Annotated in this window: 17 protein-coding genes; 8 read left to right on the top strand and 9 right to left on the bottom strand. The window is 63.9% G+C overall.

The window, feature by feature from the left end; all coding sequences use genetic code 11:
- The first annotated feature begins 9 nt into the window (after window positions 1-9).
- On the top strand, window positions 10-1,266 hold the full coding sequence (gene murA, locus PG883_RS02200; RefSeq protein ID WP_039040468.1) for a UDP-N-acetylglucosamine 1-carboxyvinyltransferase: 1,257 nt from the start codon (window positions 10-12) through the stop codon (window positions 1,264-1,266).
- Window positions 1,267-1,428: 162 nt separating this feature from the next.
- On the opposite strand, the gene PG883_RS02195 is transcribed toward murA, so the two are convergent.
- On the bottom strand, window positions 1,429-1,680 hold the full coding sequence (locus PG883_RS02195) for a YkgJ family cysteine cluster protein (protein WP_010675884.1): 252 nt from the start codon (window positions 1,678-1,680) through the stop codon (window positions 1,429-1,431).
- 141 nt (window positions 1,681-1,821) lie between these two features.
- Window positions 1,822-2,832 carry a class II fructose-bisphosphatase gene (gene glpX, locus PG883_RS02190; RefSeq protein WP_039040467.1) on the bottom strand — a complete coding sequence of 337 codons (1,011 nt, stop codon included), beginning with the start codon at window positions 2,830-2,832 and terminating at the stop codon, window positions 1,822-1,824.
- A 218-nt stretch (window positions 2,833-3,050) separates the two neighbouring features.
- On the opposite strand from glpX, the gene PG883_RS02185 reads away from it, so the two are divergent.
- Entirely contained in the window at window positions 3,051-4,109 is a 1,059-nt protein-coding gene (locus PG883_RS02185) for a porin (protein WP_029313567.1), read from the top strand.
- Window positions 4,110-4,160: 51 nt separating this feature from the next.
- Here PG883_RS02185 and PG883_RS02180 read toward each other — a convergent pair whose 3' ends face one another.
- Both PG883_RS02180 and PG883_RS02175 read right to left on the bottom strand, forming a co-directional pair.
- A complete protein-coding gene (locus PG883_RS02180) occupies window positions 4,161-4,892 on the bottom strand; it encodes a class I SAM-dependent methyltransferase (RefSeq protein WP_270806922.1) in 732 nt (243 codons plus the stop codon).
- 470 nt (window positions 4,893-5,362) lie between these two features.
- On the bottom strand, window positions 5,363-5,845 hold the full coding sequence (locus PG883_RS02175) for a GNAT family N-acetyltransferase (protein WP_128273501.1): 483 nt from the start codon (window positions 5,843-5,845) through the stop codon (window positions 5,363-5,365).
- 271 nt (window positions 5,846-6,116) lie between these two features.
- Here PG883_RS02175 and PG883_RS02170 point away from each other — a divergent pair, with 271 nt between their 5' ends.
- From PG883_RS02170 to PG883_RS02160, 3 genes are all read left to right on the top strand, one after another.
- Entirely contained in the window at window positions 6,117-8,159 is a 2,043-nt protein-coding gene (locus tag PG883_RS02170; RefSeq protein WP_270806921.1) for a TonB-dependent receptor, read from the top strand.
- Window positions 8,160-8,224: 65 nt separating this feature from the next.
- Window positions 8,225-8,842, top strand: a complete 618-nt coding sequence (locus PG883_RS02165; RefSeq protein ID WP_270806920.1) for a PepSY-associated TM helix domain-containing protein — start codon at window positions 8,225-8,227, stop codon at window positions 8,840-8,842.
- Window positions 8,843-9,018: 176 nt separating this feature from the next.
- The gene (locus PG883_RS02160) at window positions 9,019-10,056 is read left to right on the top strand and encodes an acyltransferase (protein ID WP_270806919.1); all 1,038 of its coding nucleotides are present in this window, start codon (window positions 9,019-9,021) and stop codon (window positions 10,054-10,056) included.
- On the opposite strand, the gene PG883_RS02155 is transcribed toward PG883_RS02160, so the two are convergent.
- Window positions 10,028-10,384, bottom strand: a complete 357-nt coding sequence (locus PG883_RS02155) for a winged helix-turn-helix transcriptional regulator (protein WP_270806918.1) — start codon at window positions 10,382-10,384, stop codon at window positions 10,028-10,030. The two genes, PG883_RS02160 and PG883_RS02155, sit on opposite strands and share 29 nt — an antisense overlap.
- A 121-nt stretch (window positions 10,385-10,505) precedes the next feature.
- Here PG883_RS02155 and PG883_RS02150 point away from each other — a divergent pair, with 121 nt between their 5' ends.
- Window positions 10,506-10,811: a monooxygenase gene (locus PG883_RS02150; RefSeq protein ID WP_039040460.1), complete on the top strand. Its 306-nt coding sequence runs from the start codon at window positions 10,506-10,508 to the stop codon at window positions 10,809-10,811.
- Here the strand turns inward: PG883_RS02150 and PG883_RS02145 are convergent.
- Window positions 10,792-11,322: a GNAT family N-acetyltransferase gene (locus PG883_RS02145; RefSeq protein WP_139736943.1), complete on the bottom strand. Its 531-nt coding sequence runs from the start codon at window positions 11,320-11,322 to the stop codon at window positions 10,792-10,794. The genes PG883_RS02150 and PG883_RS02145 overlap by 20 nt on opposite strands.
- Before the next feature lie 45 nt (window positions 11,323-11,367).
- Window positions 11,368-11,982 carry an outer membrane beta-barrel protein gene (locus PG883_RS02140; RefSeq protein ID WP_270806917.1) on the bottom strand — a complete coding sequence of 205 codons (615 nt, stop codon included), beginning with the start codon at window positions 11,980-11,982 and terminating at the stop codon, window positions 11,368-11,370.
- A 201-nt stretch (window positions 11,983-12,183) separates the two neighbouring features.
- Here PG883_RS02140 and PG883_RS02135 point away from each other — a divergent pair, with 201 nt between their 5' ends.
- On the top strand, window positions 12,184-12,822 hold the full coding sequence (locus PG883_RS02135) for an exopolysaccharide biosynthesis protein (protein ID WP_010672675.1): 639 nt from the start codon (window positions 12,184-12,186) through the stop codon (window positions 12,820-12,822).
- A 63-nt stretch (window positions 12,823-12,885) separates the two neighbouring features.
- Here PG883_RS02135 and PG883_RS02130 read toward each other — a convergent pair whose 3' ends face one another.
- Window positions 12,886-13,776, bottom strand: coding sequence for a sensor domain-containing diguanylate cyclase (locus tag PG883_RS02130; RefSeq protein ID WP_103858774.1), 891 nt, complete (start codon window positions 13,774-13,776; stop codon window positions 12,886-12,888).
- Between the two features lie 326 nt (window positions 13,777-14,102).
- Window positions 14,103-14,687, bottom strand: coding sequence for a penicillin-binding protein activator LpoB (locus PG883_RS02125; protein WP_103858778.1), 585 nt, complete (start codon window positions 14,685-14,687; stop codon window positions 14,103-14,105).
- A 223-nt stretch (window positions 14,688-14,910) separates the two neighbouring features.
- Between PG883_RS02125 and PG883_RS02120 the strand changes: the two genes are divergently transcribed.
- Window positions 14,911-15,543 (top strand): Vat family streptogramin A O-acetyltransferase, encoded by a 633-nt coding sequence (locus PG883_RS02120; protein ID WP_103858775.1) that lies wholly within the window; start codon window positions 14,911-14,913, stop codon window positions 15,541-15,543.
- The last annotated feature ends 148 nt before the right edge of the window (window positions 15,544-15,691 follow it).

Raw genomic sequence — 15,691 nt, 5'->3', positions numbered from 1 at the left:
AAGTAAACCATGGACAAATTCAAGATCACCGGCCCCTGCACCCTCTCCGGTGAAGTGACCATCTCCGGCGCCAAGAATGCCGCCCTGCCCATCCTGTTTGCCACCCTGCTGTGTGACGAAGAGGTTCAACTCTCCAACGTACCGCGCCTGAAAGACGTGGGTACCACCCTCAAGCTGCTGGAGATGCTGGGCGCCACCACCAAGGTCAACGGCAACGTGACCGTGCTGACCGGTGCGGTAAACAATCATGTCGCCCCCTACGAGCTGGTGAAGACCATGCGTGCCTCCATCCTGGCCCTGGGCCCGCTGGCAGCCCGCTTCGGTGCAGCAGACGTCTCCCTCCCCGGCGGCTGTGCCATCGGTGCCCGCCCGGTCAACCTGCATGTCCACGGCCTGGAGCTGATGGGCGCGAAGATCGTCATCGAAGAGGGCTACATCAAAGCCCGCGTCGACGGCCGCCTGAAAGGTGCCCACATCCTGATGGACATGGTTTCCGTGACCGGTACCGAGAACCTGATGATGGCCGCCACCCTGGCTGACGGTCGCACCGTGATCGAAAACGCCGCCCGTGAGCCCGAGGTGGTCGATCTGGCCAACTTCCTCAACGCGCTGGGCGCCAAGATCCAGGGCGCGGGTACCGATACCCTGACCATCGACGGCGTAGAACGTCTGCACGGTGGCAGCTACAGCGTGCAGCCCGATCGCATCGAGACCGGCACCTTCCTGGTGGGCGCCGCCGTGACCGGTGGCAAGATCACCTGCCGCAACACCGACCCCAGCCTGCTGGAAGCCGTACTGGTCAAACTGGAAGAGGCTGGCGCCCTGATTGAAAAGGGTGACGACTGGATCACCCTCGACATGACAGGTCGTACCCTGAAACCTGTCACCATCAAGACCGCCCCCTACCCGGCGTTCCCGACCGACATGCAGGCACAGTTCACCGTGCTGAACGCGGTCGCCCAGGGCACCGGCATGGTCACCGAGACCATCTTCGAGAACCGCTTCATGCACGTGCCCGAGCTGGTACGGATGGGTGCCGACATCGAACTGCAGGGCAATGTGGCCATCTGCCGCGACACCCAGCAGCTCAAGGGTGCCCAGGTGATGGCGACCGATCTGCGCGCCTCCGCCAGCCTGGTGCTGGCCGGCTTCGTGGCCGAAGGGGCCACCATCGTCGATCGCATCTATCACATCGACCGTGGCTACGAAGACATCGAGCACAAGCTGCAAGGCCTGGGTGGTCGCATCGAGCGCATCAAGGAATAAGCTGGCTTCACCATGAGCCGACGATAAAAAGGCCCCCTCGCAAAGCGAGGGGGCCTTTTTCATGACTCCGAATGGCGGCACCCCCTTCTCCTCTTGCGGGAGAAGGGGCGGGGATGAGGAGGACAAGCAGACACCCTTTCCCCGAGGGAGAGGGTCAAGGGCTCAGGCGGTCAGCCGCTCCAGCTCGCCGATAAGCCAGATGGCCTCCTGGCGATGGGAGCCGCACACGTCCGCCATGGGGCGAAAGCCGCCGCACACCGCCGGGCGCTCCGGCTGGCCGAAGATCTTGCACCCCAGGTGCGCATCAAGCTGCACACAGGGCACACCGGCGGGCTTGCCGTCCGGCATGCCGGGAATGGCACTGCTGATGCTGGGGGCGATGCAGCAGGCACCGCATCCCTGACGACATTCCATCTGATTTTTCCTCTGTGGGGCACCGCAGTGTAGCAAGGAGTCCGGTTTCTCCTAAGCCTTATCCCTGCCCGGGCACCCTGGCGCCCTGCAGAGCGCAAAAAGCCCGGCAGTGCCGGGCTTTTTGCTGCGGGAGTCAGCACATCACAGGATGATGTCGCGTACCACGCTGTCCTTGCGATCCAGGAAGTGGATCGACTTGATGCGGCGAATGGTGCGCGATTTGCCGCGGATCAGCAGGGTCTCGGTGGTCGCCATGACGCCGTCGCTGGTGATCCCTTCCAGCAGATCACCCTTGGTAATGCCGGTGGCCGAGAAGATGACGTTGTCATTCTTGGCCAGATCTTCGAGCTTGAGCACCTTGCTCACGTCGATGCCCAGCTCCTCGCAGCGCGCGATCTCCTGTTCACCCAGGGCGCGAACCTCGGGGCTGTCACCCTTGACCTGGTGGCGGGGGATCAGGCGAGCCTGCATGTCGCCGTCCAGGGCGCGGATCACCGCGGCGGAGATCACCCCTTCCGGCGCGCCACCGATGCCGTAGAGCATGTCCACTTCGCTGTCCGGCAGACAGGTGAGGATGGAAGCGGCCACGTCGCCGTCGGGAATGGCGAACACCCGCACTCCCAGACCCTGCATCTCCTTGATCGCCTTGTCATGACGCGGCTTGGCCAGGGTGATGACGGTCAGACGGGAGAGGGGCTTGCCGAGCGCCTTGGCCACGGCCTTGAGGTTCAGCTCCAGGGCCTGATCGAGATCGATGGCGCCTCTCGCCTTGGGGCCCACGATCAGCTTTTCCATGTACATGTCGGGGGCCTTGAGGAAGGATCCCTTGTCGCCCACCGCCAGCACGGCCAGAGCATTGGCCTGACCCATGGCAGTCATGCGGGTCCCCTCGATGGGGTCGACCGCGATGTCCACGGCGTCACCCTGACCCGTGCCCACCTTCTCGCCGATGTAGAGCATGGGGGCTTCGTCGATCTCCCCTTCGCCGATCACAATCTCGCCATCGATCTGGATCTGATTGAGGATGTGACGCATGGCCGCCACGGCCGCGCCATCGGCGATATTCTTGTCACCACGTCCGAGCCACTTGTAGCCAGCCAGTGCAGCCGCTTCCGTCACTCGGGAAAATTCGATTGCCAGTTCACGTCTCATCGCATATCCAACCTTAGGAGCTCGAAAACGGGCGGCATTCTACCACAAGGGCAAACCTTTGCGCGTAAAAGTGGCGACCAGCCACATAAATCCCGGTTTTCATCCCGCTGACATGGAACCGACACGGTTTGTTCATTGCACGGTCACCCGACTGTCATCTGTCACTTCTAGCATGGCCCCGTCTTTTAAAACAAAAGCTTGCAACACAAGGGATCATGATGAAAAAGCTGACAGTAGTAGCATTGGCTCTTACCGCCGCCTTCCAGGCTCAAGCCGTTGAAGTGTACAAAAACGAGAGCACCCTGCTCGACCTCTACGGCCGCATCTACGCCGGCCAGTTCTTCGGCGAGAAGAAAGAGCTGGACGCCAACGGTGACATCAAAAACGAATACAGCGACAAGCAGGGGGCCAACCAGTTTGTCCGTCTGGGCGCCAAGGTAGAGAGCGAGATCAACCCGGGTCTCAAGGCGCTGGCCCAGTACGAACTGCAGATGTACATCAACGACAGCGAGAAGACCGTCAGCGAGAACTCCGACAACCTGCGTACCCGTCTGGCGTTCGCCGGTGTCGGCGCCAACTGGGGAACCGTCACCTTCGGTCGCCAGAAGGGGGCTCCTGGCTTCCTGGCGGACTGGACTGATGTCTCCCTCTCCGATGGTTACGGCAACGAGGCACTGGGCGCCAAGACCGACACCTTCGCCACCAACCGCGCCGGCTCCGTGCTGAAGTACTCCGGCCTGTTCAACGGTTTCCAGGTAGATACCAGCTACAAGTTCGATGGCGGTGACACCGAAGAGACCTCCAGCAAGGACAGCGATGCCGCCTACGGTGCCGCCGTGGCCTACACCTTCCCGTTCAACCTCTCCCTGGGGACCGCCTACAACGTGGGCATCCGCGACAAGAGCGGTGAAGAGGATGCCAAGCTGTGGCTGCTCTCCGCCAAGTACGACAACAAGGCCCTCTACGCCGCCCTGAGCTATGCCGACGGCAGCGACTTCCTGGCCACCGGCAAGGATCACACCGGCTGGGAAGGGGCGCTGGGTTACAACTTCGAGAGCGGCTTCGGCCTGATGGCCCTGTGGAACAAGCAGAAGGTGGAGCAGGCTGGCAAGTCTGACTACGACTCCATCGACTACTACACCCTGGGTGCCCAGTACAAGTTCAACAAGAACCTGCGCGTCATCGGCGAGTACCGCATCAACAACCTCGACAGCCATGACAGCGGCAAGCTCAACACCAAGGATGACTTCCAGCTGGCGGCCCGCTACGACTTCTAAGTCGGCAACCACCTGACGACACGGCGCGCAGAGCACTCTGCGCGCCGTTTTTTATTGCGTCAGGCCAGGGGTTTGTACGCCGACACCAGCAACAGCATGGGGCGCTCCGCCTCCTCCGCCAGGGCCGGGTTGGCCGCAATCTGCGCCGCCGTCGGCCCCCACTCCTCCACGCGGCGGATCTGGAACCCGGCGGCGACAAGGGCATTGAGGTAGGTGCCCAGGGTGCGGTGATACTTGATCACCCCCTCCGCCAGCCAGTTGCTGACCCGCTTGCCCTCCGCCTGATAGCCAGCGGCGTCCCTCTGCATCCACCAGCCAGCCCTGCGGCTGCGGGCAGGTGAAGATGGGGTGCTCCACCGAGAACACCAGGCTGCCGCCAGCCACCAGCGCACGGTGAATCTCCGCAAACAGCGGCGCCACCTCGGGCAGGTAGTGCAGCGCCAAGGAGCTGTAAATGAGATCGAAAGGCTCATCGGACAGCGCAAGACCGTCCAGATCCCCCTGCCGATAGCGGATGGCCTCATCCCGGGTCAGCTCGGCGGCACGGGCCAGCATCTTCGCGGAGAGATCGATACCGACCACATCGGCAGCCCCGAGATCTCTGGCTGCCCGGCAGAACCAGCCATAACCGCAGCCCAGATCCAGCACCCGCTTGCCGGCAAGATCCGGCAGCATGGCGTGCAGCGCCGGCCACTCCGGCGCCCCCGCCAGCCCGTGGAGGGAGCGTGGCAGTTGGGCATAGCCCTCAAAAAACCCTGGTTCGTCATAGATATTTTGTGACATTGCACTGTTTCCTCTTGAAGATGGTCAGCCTCTCTGGCCGACGACCCGGCCCTTGCCAAGCATACCCGTCGGTCATGACAGACCATAAAAAAAGCAGAGACCCGGGCGGGCCTCTGCTCTGTCTCGCACCCGCAGCCTGGCTGCGGGACAACAAAAAAGGCCATAGACGAGGCAACGTCTATGGCCTTGGTTCAGTCGTGCGGCAAGGTCACGGCTCCCGCGAGGTAGCGAGATCCGGTCGTCACTGCACGATGAATGGATGGGAGGTCTGGGCCTCCACCGGCTCCGGACAATGCTTCATCGTGCGCATCTGTACGGAGTTCATTCGGGTCACTCGCTGATCCGAAGCATAAAGGGTCATGTCACTCACCCGGCCGGGCCGGTTCCATCAACACATTGAAAAATCTGGCGCCACTCTAGGGGACAGGAGTCTCAGAGGCAAGCCCGGCAGATCATGTTTGCCGACCCTCTCACCCCAGCTTCTTCTGCCAGAACAGGGCACGGCCCACCTCGGGATCGAGCTCATAACCCGCAAAGCCGCTGGCGCGATAGGCAGCCTGCGCCACCTTGTTCCCCTCCAGCACCTCCAGGGTCAGCTTGCAGCAACCGAGTTCCCGGGCGAGCCGCTCCGCCTCCGCCAACAGCCGCTTGCCGATGCCCTGGCCGCGATGGGCAGGGTGCACCGCCATGTCGTGGATATTGAGCAGCGGCTGACAGGCGAAGGTCGAGAAGCCCTCGAAGCAGGTGGCAACGCCAGCGGGCTCCCCATCGACCCAGGCCAGCAGCACATGGGCACCGGGTCGCGCGGCCAGGGCTTCGGCCAGATTCGCCTTCACCTCGTCCGCCAGTGCATTGCCGCCCCCCATCTCGTCCCTGGCGTATTCGTCCAGCATCGCGATCAGCGCCTCGCCGTGGCGAGGGTTGTGCAGATCCGCCCTGATGATCTCGACCATGTTTCTCTCCCTGTGTGTGCCGGATGGTGCGCCAAGGCGCGAGGCCACCATGGTAGCGTCCCCTCCGAACCGAACCAAGGTTCCCCCGGCCTTTTCCCCGAGGTTCCAGCCCCCTCAGTGCCTGCCGCCAATGATCTCTTTTTCTTGCATCTTCTCCTTGCAAGGCAAATGAAAATCAATATCATTAGCAACCTCTCGCGATGAGAGAAATCAATAATTACAATTAAATCAACAAGTTCAGGCCGATTGGTCGACAAAGAGTCACACCCAGATGAACCATTCCAACTCCCCGCGCGCCTTGCTGGGCGTCGCCTTGCTGGCGGTTTGCACCAGCCCCCGTGCCGAAGACGAAACCCTGACCGTGGTCGGCAAACGCAGCCAACATGAAGAGGTCGCCACCGCGACCCGCACCGCCACACCGGCCAAGCTGGTGCCCCAGAGCATCGAGAGCGTCAAGGCAAGCGAGCTGACCGCCTTCGGCCAGCCCACCCTGAGTGAAGCCCTGACCGGCATCCCCGGCGTCAACGCCAGCGGCGACACCCGCTTTGACGGCGTCACCATCCGCGGTTTCAGCGCCAGCAACGACTTCTACCTCGACGGCCTGCGCGACGACATGCAATACACCCGCGACCTTGGCAACATCGAGCGGGTCGAAGTGCTCAAGGGCCCCGCCGCCGTGCTCTACGGCCGTGGCAGCACGGGCGGCATCGTCAACCGGGTCAGCAAGGTTCCCCAGAAGGGGCAGGCCTCCAGCGTCAGCGCCCAGGTCGGCAGCTTCGACAGCCGACGCTTCGCCGCCGATCTCAACGGCGAGGCAGGAGAGCGGGTACAGGTGCGCCTGAACCTGGCCCAGGAAGACAAAGACAGCTTTCGCGACGACGTGACCAGCAAGCGCACCCTGCTGGCCCCCTCCGTCAACTGGGAGATCACCGACAACCTGAACTGGCTGGTGCAATACGAGCGCAACGAGCACGATCGCACCCCGGATCGCGGCATTCCCGGCGTCGATGGTCGCCCGGCGGATGTCCCCATCGAGAGCGTCTACAGCGACACCCGCCGCGACTTCATCGACGATGTGGCCCAGTCCACCCGCTCCCGCTTCACCTGGGACATCAACGATCAGTGGCAACTGCGCCAGCAGCTCGGCTACACCACCCTCGACAGCCAGTTCGACAATACCTATGTCACCAGCGTCAAGGGTGACAAGGTGACCCGCGCCCGCTGGCAGCAGGATCTCAAGGCCAGCAGCCTCACCAGCAACACCGAGGCGGAAGGCCAGCTGCAAACCGGCCCCATCGCCCATCGTCTGCTGGTGGGTCTGGAGCAGGGCTGGCAGGATCGCACCCCCAAGCTCTACCAGAACGCCAACCCGATCCCGGCAGGCAACCTCTATGATCCGGGCTCCCTGCCCACCTACGACGGCGCCATGAAACTCTCCAGCGACGCCCATCACAGGGTGCGCGGTGTCGGCCTCTATGTGCAGGATCAGCTCAGCCTGGGCGACTGGCACCTGCTGGCAGGCCTGCGCCGCGACGACTTCACCGTCACCAGCCGCCGCAACGACCTCGACAAGGAAGAGACCCTCTCGGTCACCAGCCTGAGTCCGCGCCTGGGCCTGGTGTGGAACCCCATCGAGGAGCATGCCTTCTACACCTCCTACAGCAAGACCTTCACCCCGGTGGGCGGTGAGCTTATCGGCATCACCCCGGGGGACAAGAACAACAACCTGGATCCCCAGCACACCCGGCTCTATGAAGGGGGCGTGAAGAGCGACTGGCTGAACGGCCGCCTCGCCACCACCCTCTCCCTCTACCGGCTGGAGATGTACAACAAGCGCAGCAAGGATCCGCTGGATCCCACCCGGGTGATCCTCACCGGTCTGCAGCGCACCGACGGCATCGAGCTGAGCGCCCGTGCCCAGCTGACCGACGAGATCTATCTGCACGGCGGCGTCGCCATCCAGGATGCCGAGCAGGTCAAGGCAGATGCGGACCTGCAAGGCAAGCGGCCGATGAACGTCTCCCGTCAGAACGGCCAGCTGTTCGCCGGCTACCAGAGCGGCAAGCAGGGCTGGTTCGGCGAGACCGGGATGACGGCGGTGGGGGATCGCTTCGCCGACAACGCCAACACCACCACCTTGCCCGGTTACGCCCGCTTCGACGCCCGTGCCGGCTATCGCTGGCCCCAGTGGGAAGCCCAGCTGAGCGTGGAGAACCTGACCGATCACGACTACTTCGTCAGCGCCACCAGCGCGGCCCAGATCATGCCGGGCACGCCCCGTCAGCTGCGCCTGACCGCCGCCTACCGCTTCTGATCCTCCCTGTTTACCGTCCCCTCTGGCCAGCGTTCGCTGGCCAGATTGTTATGAAGCACCGAACGATGACACGCAGAAAACTCCCCCTGCACAACAACAAGTGGGTGCGCCGCATCCACGCCTGGGCAGGCTTTGCCACCCTCACCCTGATGCTGCTCTACGGCCTCACCGGCCTCTGGCTGCAACACAGGGCCGTGCTGCCCCTGCCCGGTCCCCACACCGCCAAATCGAGCGAAGAGATAGTACTGAGCACGCCGCTGGCCAGCCCGGATGAACTGAAAGCCCTGCTGCAACAGCGTTATGCAGACATGTTCGAGGAGGGGCGACCCCAGATCACCCCGCCCCAGACCCTGCCCACACCATCCGGCTCTCTCACCCTGCCGGCCCGCTGGGAGCTGCGCGGTGTCACCCTGAGCGAAAGCGTGGCCGCCAGCTATGTGGAAGGCACTCTGCTGGTGCGCACCGAGCTGCAGCAAGCCAACTTCGCTGCCAGCCTCAACCGGCTGCACCGTGGCATGGGCACCGGCCTGCCCTGGCAACTGGTGGGAGATCTGGCGGCCCTGGCCATGCTGCTGGCCCTCACCAGCCTGCTGATGTGGAACAAGCTGCACGGCCCCGCCGGTCGCGGCATCACCCTGCTGCTGCTGGGCGCCCTGGTCACCGTGCTGGTGGCCCTGCTCTAGCCCTTTTACCGACACCAAAACGGGATCCCGCTCCCGGCGGCGGTAACCTTGCCCGCACCTCGGGTAACAAAGGGTAACCGGCCGCCGATGGGGGTCACAGTTGGCGACCAGGCGGCTGGATAGGGAACGCCTGCGGCTGATAGGGTGCGCCCAACTCCCGAACGCCGCGAGGAATCATGCGCATCTCCAGCATCGAATGCGGGCGAGTGGTGGCCATCCTGGCCGTGATGACCATCCATCTCTCCCCTTTCAGCAACCCCTTCGACCCCGCCCTGTGGGACAGCACGCCCTACCCTCTGGTCGGGGCCGTCATCAACCAGCTCTGCCGCTTCGCGGTGCCGCTCTTCTTCCTGTGCGCCGGTTACTTCTTGCAACCCGCCCTCGCCGCGGGCCACCCGCTGACGGTCGCACTGCGCTACTGCCGACCCCTGCTGGGGCTCTGGCTGGCGTGGAGCCTGCTCTACGTGCTGATACCCTTCAACCCGCTCGCGGCGGTGAGCGAGGGCTACCTGCCCGCCATGGCGGGCCAGTGGCAGATGCAGCTCGGGGATCCGCTCAACGTCTGGTGGGTGGGCGGCATGATCCACCTCTGGTTCCTGCCCGCCCTGATGGTGGCGGTGCTGATCCTGGGGCTCTGCCAGCAGGTCCGCCTGCCGAGGCTGGCCCTGCTGCTGGGGGCCCTGCTCTACGCCCTGGCCCTGATCGGCGGCTCCTATGGCCCGCTGCTGCCGGGGGGCGAGTGGGCCCTGCTGACCCGCAACGGCCCTTTCTTCTCCTTGCTGTTCGTGGCTCTCGGCGCCGAGCTGCGCCTGCGTGCCTGGCAGCCGGACGCCAGGCGCTGCGCCCTGATGATGATGGCGGGGATGGGGCTCTACGCCCTGGAGGCCGCAGGGCTGCTGCGCGTTGCCGCCGTCCCCCTCGCTCGTCACGATTTCCTGCTGGGTTCGCTCCCCTGGGCGCTGGGGCTGTTCGGCCTGCTGCTGGCCAACCCGGCATGGGGCAAAGGCAGCTGGCTGGAGCGCCAGGCGCCCAAGGTGCTCGGCCTCTACTGTCTGCACATGATGCTGGTGGTGTGGCTGATGATCTTCGGCCCCCAGGGCAAGCAGGTGTGGTGGGAACTCCTCAAGGTACCCGCGCTGCTGGCGCTCACTCTGCTCGGCTACCGACTGCTGGCGGCCACCGCCCTCAGCCGCTGGTTGCTGCGGGCTCGCTAGAAACAGGACCCTGACCAGCCAGCAGATCAACGTGGTTCAGCGCAAAATCGTGCATCTGCTGGAGCAGGGGGATCAGGGCGACGCCAAGGGGGCTCAGACAGTACTCCACCCTGGGCGGTACGTCGAGGTAGAGGGTGCGAATGATGACACCGTCGCTCTCCAGCTCCTTGAGCTGGGCGGTGAGCACCTTCTGGCTCACCTCGGGCAGGCAGCGGCGCAAGTCGCCAAAGCGCAGGGTCTGTTCGCGCAGATGAAACAGAATGGCCGGCTTCCATTTGCCGGTCAGCAGGCGCAATACCTGATAGGCGGGACAGGGCAGTGAGGGCACGGTATGGCTCGCGAGTGGTTACTTTGCGGTAACTATGCCACGAAAATGTGCCTTCTTGCAGCTAAGATGCCGGCTTCCTATGATGCGGATTCCGTCAATCAACGCCCACGAGAGGTTTATGATGCCCAGCCTGCTGCAGATCCATTTCAACTTCCCCGCCGAAATGATGGGACCAGCCCTCACTGCTGCGGCCATGCCGCTGGCCGACTCCATCACCCGGGAGCCGGGCTTCATCTCCAAGATCTGGACCGAAAACCCGCGCACCGGCGAGGCGGGCGGCATCTATCTGTTCGAGGATGAGGGGAGCGCCCTCGCCTACGCCACCATGCATGAGCAGCGGGTGCTCGCCATGGGCGCCAGCGCGGTGCAGTACAAGGTGTTCGACGTCAACGAGCCCCTGAGTCGCGTCACGCGCGGTCTGGTGTGATCCCCTCGCCCAGCAGTAACCGGTAGCTTGTATCCTGCTGCCAGATGAAGCCCAGCCGCTCAAATAGCCGCTGGCTGGGCAGATTGTCCGGTTCGATATCCGCAAGCAGGGTGATGATGCCAAGCTGGCGGGCATAGGCGATCAGGGCGCTCAGCGCCTCCCCCATCAGACCTTGTCCCCAGTGGCTGCGGGCCAGCATGCAGCCCACCTCCGCCTGGCGCAGGCTGGCGCCGGCCGCAAAGCTGTGCAAGCCGCAGGTGCCCACCAGGCGGCCGCTGCCGCGTAACACCAGCCCCCACTCCAGCGACTCGCCGCCAGCCAGCAACCGCTCGACGCTAGCCAGCATCTGCGACACGGTGGCAAGGGAGGGAAACGGCGGCTCCCCGACGAAGCGCATCACCAGGGGATCCCCGTAGATGGCGAAGAGATCGGCAGCATCCCGCCCATCGAAGGGGCGCAGTCGCCCCCTTGGGGTCAGCAGTACGGGCAGTTCACGGGGCAGGGATGGCACGGAGTTGTATCGCCTTGTCTGGTCAAAGGAGTCCCATCATGAGGCTCAGAACCTCAGGGTCAAGCCGATATTGGCCTGCCACTGGGTGATCAGCTCCCCCCTCACCCGAAAGGCGCAGATCTCGGGGTTGCAGAGAAACTGGCTGTCGTCGTTGACCAGGGCACCATAACCGCGCACCTCGGCCCGCACGGCCAGATGTTCGGTCAGGCGCGGCTGCACCCCGAGGGCCAGGGACATGGAAGGGGCCGTCTCGCTGTCGTAGGCATCGAAGCGGGTGACCCCGATCCCGGCACCGATATAGGGGGCCATCAGGTGGTCAGAGAGGGTCAGGGCCCCGGCAAACTGCAGGGTGTCCACCGTCAGCCTGTCGGGCAGTTCGGGGGACACCCGGGTCGACTGGTGGCTGTAGAGCAGCTCCACCATGCCGGGGTCATCCACCTCCCTGCTGATGAAGAGCCCCCAGCTGCCGGAGCACTCCCCTTGCAGGGTGTCGATGTCGCTCCCGTGCGGCGTGGGCGCCGGCTCGTCCATGGCCCGAAAGTCGATGGCCGAGCTGTATCCCGCAAAGGGAGTCAGCTGCCAGCCCGTCGCCGGGGGCTCGGCTGCCCAGCCCGCCAGGGGCAGCAGCAGCCCAGGCACCATCCCCATCGCGCCTCTCATGTGCTCATCCTTTGGTGAAAAGACCTGCGCAAAGCATATCAGAGCGCCCGTCTCCCACACTGGACGGGGGCTGTACCAGCCCCATTGCCCCGCTTCCGATGGAAAAATCTGTGCTCCCCGGGGTTATTCATCCGGGATTAACCTCGCCCCCGTAAGCTGGCGGCGCCACAGCGGTGGCATCAACAAACGAGGATCTCAGGAATGGTTGCCGCGCAACTCAACGACCCCCAAAGCACGCTCTCCGATACCCTGAGGGCCACCGCCCACGCCATCGAGGAGAGCCACATCAGCCTGCGCCAGATGCTGGCCCTGGTGGGCGAACAGGGCATGCTGCTGTTTTGCGTGCTGCTCACCGTTCCCTTCCTGCTGCCGGTTTCCATTCCCGGCGTCAGCACCCCCTTTGGCCTGCTGATCCTCTTCATCGGCATCGGCATTACCCTCAACCGGGTGCCCTGGCTGCCCGCCTTCCTGATGGAGCGCCGCTTCGCCGCCGAGCACCTCAAGCCGACCCTGCACAAGGGGGCGGATCTGCTGGCACGCATCGACCGCTTCATCCGCCCGCGCCTGCTCATCCTGACCGGCAGCGTGACCATCAACCGCTGCAACGGCCTGCTCATCATGCTGGCCGCCCTGCTGCTGATGCTGCCACTGGGCGCCATTCCTTTCACCAACGCCATGCCCGCCTGGGCCATCCTGCTGCTGGCCATCGGCATGTTGCAGCGGGACGGGCTCTTCGTCGCCCTCGGCTATGCCCTGGTCGCCGCTACCCTGGTCTGGTTCAGCGCCCTGGCCATCGGCCTGCTGATGGCGGGGCAGAATATCTCGACCCTGTTCGGCTGATCTGGCCCGGCCAAATGAAAGAGGGCGACCCCGGGTCGCCCTCTTTCCTGTTCACTGCGCCCCTCAGGGCGCCCCATCGTGGGCCACCCGGTTGCGCCCGCCCCGCTTGGCCCGATAGAGCCACTCGTCCGCCCGGGCCAGCACGGTGCCAAGATCCTCTCCCGGCCGGATCAGGGTGGTGCCCAGGCTCACGGTCACCGGGGCGGGATCCGGCGCCATGGCCGCCACTGCGGCGCGGATCCGCTCCGCCACCTTCAGCAATATCCCCTCGTCTATCTGCGGCAGCAGGATCAGAAACTCCTCGCCACCGCTGCGCACGAAGAGATCCTCCCCCCGCAACTGGGCGGCCACGCAGTCGCAGACCCGGCACAAGACCTTGTCACCGGTCTGGTGGCCGAAGCGATCGTTGATCTGCTTGAAGTGATCGAGATCCAGCATGATGAGGCCGGTGAGATGCTGCCCCTGCACCCTGTGGTGATACTGGTCGAAGAAGAAGTGGCGGTTGTAGAGGCCGGTGAGCTGATCCGTCTCCCCGAGCCGCTTGAGCCGCTGTTGCAGCTCGTGCTGGCGGGTGATGCTGCGGGTCATCCAGGTCACCGCCCGCTTCCCCTCATATAAAGAGGGCAAGGGCGCTATCTTGCCCTCGAAACGCTGCATTCCCTGGGGCCCGGCGTCGGCGTCGATGCCGTCCACCTCGGCGGGGGAGAGGTCATACTCCACCACCTGCACTTGGCCGCTGGCGAGGGCCTGAGCCACCTGCGCCATCACCCACTGCGCCTTGTCCTCGGGCAGCACGTCCAGCAGTTGTCTGCCGATCAGCGGGTTGCCGTTCTGGTAGGACTGCTGCTCCATCCCGCCGATGTACTCGATGTAGTAGCCATCTTCGCTGAGGATGAAAACGGGATCCGGCAACTGGGCCATCACTTCGTAGAGTTGTGCCACTGAGAGCGCCATCCGAGCTCCTTGCTATCCGTGGGAGTGGGTCCCTGTACTCCTGTTATACAAGACTCATGGAGTATCGCACAGGGGCAGAAAGCTGCCTGCCGGGCGGGAAGGATGCGGTCGGTGACGTGTTCACCGGACAAGCCTCCGGCAAAGTGAATGGTAGCAATTGGGGATGCTGTCAGAACCAGAATTGTCAGACAGTCAGGAAGGTTTTTTTGCCCTCAGGCAGTGCGACATGCCAACCCAGTGACGTCAGGGACGCCACAGGGGTATTCCCGCCCCCGGAGAAGGGGACAAGGCCGGATCCCGGTCAAGAGGGATCCGGCGAGCCGACATCAGCGGGCAGCGGATCGACTGGCGTTCCAGAGCAGTTCGCCGCTCTTGAGATCCATCAGGCTCATGGCGAGCCGGTAGCGGCCCCCTTCAGAGAGGAGATCCCCGTAGAGCATGTAACCCGCCCCGGTCTGGCGACCCAGACGCACCAGGGAGGCGGGGTTCATGCCCCCCTGCTGGTATTCAAGCTGACCCGTGATGGCCGCCACCTGGCCCGGGTCTGCGAAACGAAAGCCGCTATTGGCCTGAATGCGCTGGATCATGGCCACCGCCAGGGGCTGGGTGCTGAAGGGCTCACCTGTACCGTTCTGGGGCGCCATCAGCAGCAGTACCGGGCTGCTGCCCGCCAGTGCCTGCACATCGGCGGCCTTCAGGAAGTCATCGGCCAGGGCGACCGCCAGCCCCGTCGGTGCCACGGGTTTGGGAGCAGGCACCGGCTCGGCCTTGTCAGGCTCGGCCACGGGTTTCTCTGGTTTGGTCACCGGCTTGTCCGGCTCGCCGACCGGCGGCTGGGGCTCGCCATAGGGATTGACCGCACAACCGCCCAGCACTAGGGCACCCACCATCAACAAGGAACGCAGCTTCATCTTTTCTCTCCGCCAGAAGTCCGCAAGGCGCACTTCATCCATCATCCATTTTGACGGAGCCCGGCTCCGCCTCCCCTCCATGCTAGAGACAAACCGGCCCGGGGTCGATGCGCACATGGGCCGGGGGCGACAAAGGCTGGCGAAGCGGAGGACACAAAAGGGTGGCAAGGGGCCGTCCGGTTCCGTTAGGGTAGCCTGAACCCAGATCACAGAGGAGCGCCTCATGCACGGACCCGATCCCGCCAATCCCCACCCCATGAACGGCTTCCCCCAGCTGTGCTTTATCAAGAACACCATCAAGGGGCCCAATATCGAGGTGGGTGATTACACCTATTACGACGATCCGGAGGATGCGGCGGGCTTCGAGCGCAACGTCCTCTACCACTTCCCCTTCATCGGCGACAAGCTCATCATCGGCAAGTTCTGCGCCATCGCCCGCGGGGTCAAGTTCATCATGAACGGCGCCAACCACCAGACCTCCGGCCTCTCCACCTACCCCTTCTTTATCTTCGGCAACGGCTGGGAGAGCGCCGCCCCCAAACCTGGCACCCTTCCCTACAAGGGAGACACCCTCATCGGCAATGACGTCTGGATAGGCTATGACGCCCTGATCATGCCGGGCGTCAAGGTCGGCAACGGCGCCATCATCGCCGCCCGCTCAGTGGTCACCACGGACGTGCCCGACTACGCCGTGGTCGGCGGCAACCCAGCCAAGCTGATCCGCTATCGCTTTGACGACGACACCATAGCCCGCCTCAACACCCTCGCTTGGTGGAACTGGCCGGTGGAGCAAATTAGCCGCCATCTGCCGCTGATAAGCGGCGGGGAAATTGGTCAGTTGGAGAGGGCTGGTTGATAGATATTTAAAGTCGAGCTGGAAATGGTCTCCTAATTAGGGAAAGTGCGAACAAGTATCCCACGAACAAAAAATGAAAATTTTAGTCATTTAATATCAATTGGTTACCAGTAAATGCTCTCGTGCCATATGACTTATTCGCACCTTC

Origin of the sequence: Aeromonas sp. QDB25 (assembly GCF_027707725.1) — a bacterium.
Classification (GTDB): domain Bacteria; phylum Pseudomonadota; class Gammaproteobacteria; order Enterobacterales; family Aeromonadaceae; genus Aeromonas; species Aeromonas caviae.
The sequence above is the reverse complement of the archived record's forward strand: the minus strand, read 5'-3'. Positions and strand labels throughout refer to the sequence as shown.

Excerpts from the sequence above, each read along its gene's own strand:
- murA (WP_039040468.1), top strand. The coding sequence starts at position 10 with ATGGACAAATTCAAGATCACCGGCCCCTGCACCCTCTCCGGTGAAGTG.
- PG883_RS02160 (WP_270806919.1), top strand. The coding sequence starts at position 9,019 with ATGCGCATCTCCAGCATCGAATGCGGGCGAGTGGTGGCCATCCTGGCC.
- PG883_RS02120 (WP_103858775.1), top strand. The coding sequence starts at position 14,911 with ATGCACGGACCCGATCCCGCCAATCCCCACCCCATGAACGGCTTCCCC.
- PG883_RS02125 (WP_103858778.1), bottom strand. The coding sequence starts at position 14,687 with ATGAAGCTGCGTTCCTTGTTGATGGTGGGTGCCCTAGTGCTGGGCGGT.
- PG883_RS02135 (WP_010672675.1), top strand. The coding sequence starts at position 12,184 with ATGGTTGCCGCGCAACTCAACGACCCCCAAAGCACGCTCTCCGATACC.
- PG883_RS02195 (WP_010675884.1), bottom strand. The coding sequence starts at position 1,680 with ATGGAATGTCGTCAGGGATGCGGTGCCTGCTGCATCGCCCCCAGCATC.
- PG883_RS02180 (WP_270806922.1), bottom strand. The coding sequence starts at position 4,892 with ATGTCACAAAATATCTATGACGAACCAGGGTTTTTTGAGGGCTATGCC.
- PG883_RS02140 (WP_270806917.1), bottom strand. The coding sequence starts at position 11,982 with ATGAGAGGCGCGATGGGGATGGTGCCTGGGCTGCTGCTGCCCCTGGCG.
- PG883_RS02185 (WP_029313567.1), top strand. The coding sequence starts at position 3,051 with ATGAAAAAGCTGACAGTAGTAGCATTGGCTCTTACCGCCGCCTTCCAG.
- glpX (WP_039040467.1), bottom strand. The coding sequence starts at position 2,832 with ATGAGACGTGAACTGGCAATCGAATTTTCCCGAGTGACGGAAGCGGCT.
- PG883_RS02165 (WP_270806920.1), top strand. The coding sequence starts at position 8,225 with ATGACACGCAGAAAACTCCCCCTGCACAACAACAAGTGGGTGCGCCGC.
- PG883_RS02130 (WP_103858774.1), bottom strand. The coding sequence starts at position 13,776 with ATGGCGCTCTCAGTGGCACAACTCTACGAAGTGATGGCCCAGTTGCCG.
- PG883_RS02175 (WP_128273501.1), bottom strand. The coding sequence starts at position 5,845 with ATGGTCGAGATCATCAGGGCGGATCTGCACAACCCTCGCCACGGCGAG.
- PG883_RS02150 (WP_039040460.1), top strand. The coding sequence starts at position 10,506 with ATGCCCAGCCTGCTGCAGATCCATTTCAACTTCCCCGCCGAAATGATG.
- PG883_RS02170 (WP_270806921.1), top strand. The coding sequence starts at position 6,117 with ATGAACCATTCCAACTCCCCGCGCGCCTTGCTGGGCGTCGCCTTGCTG.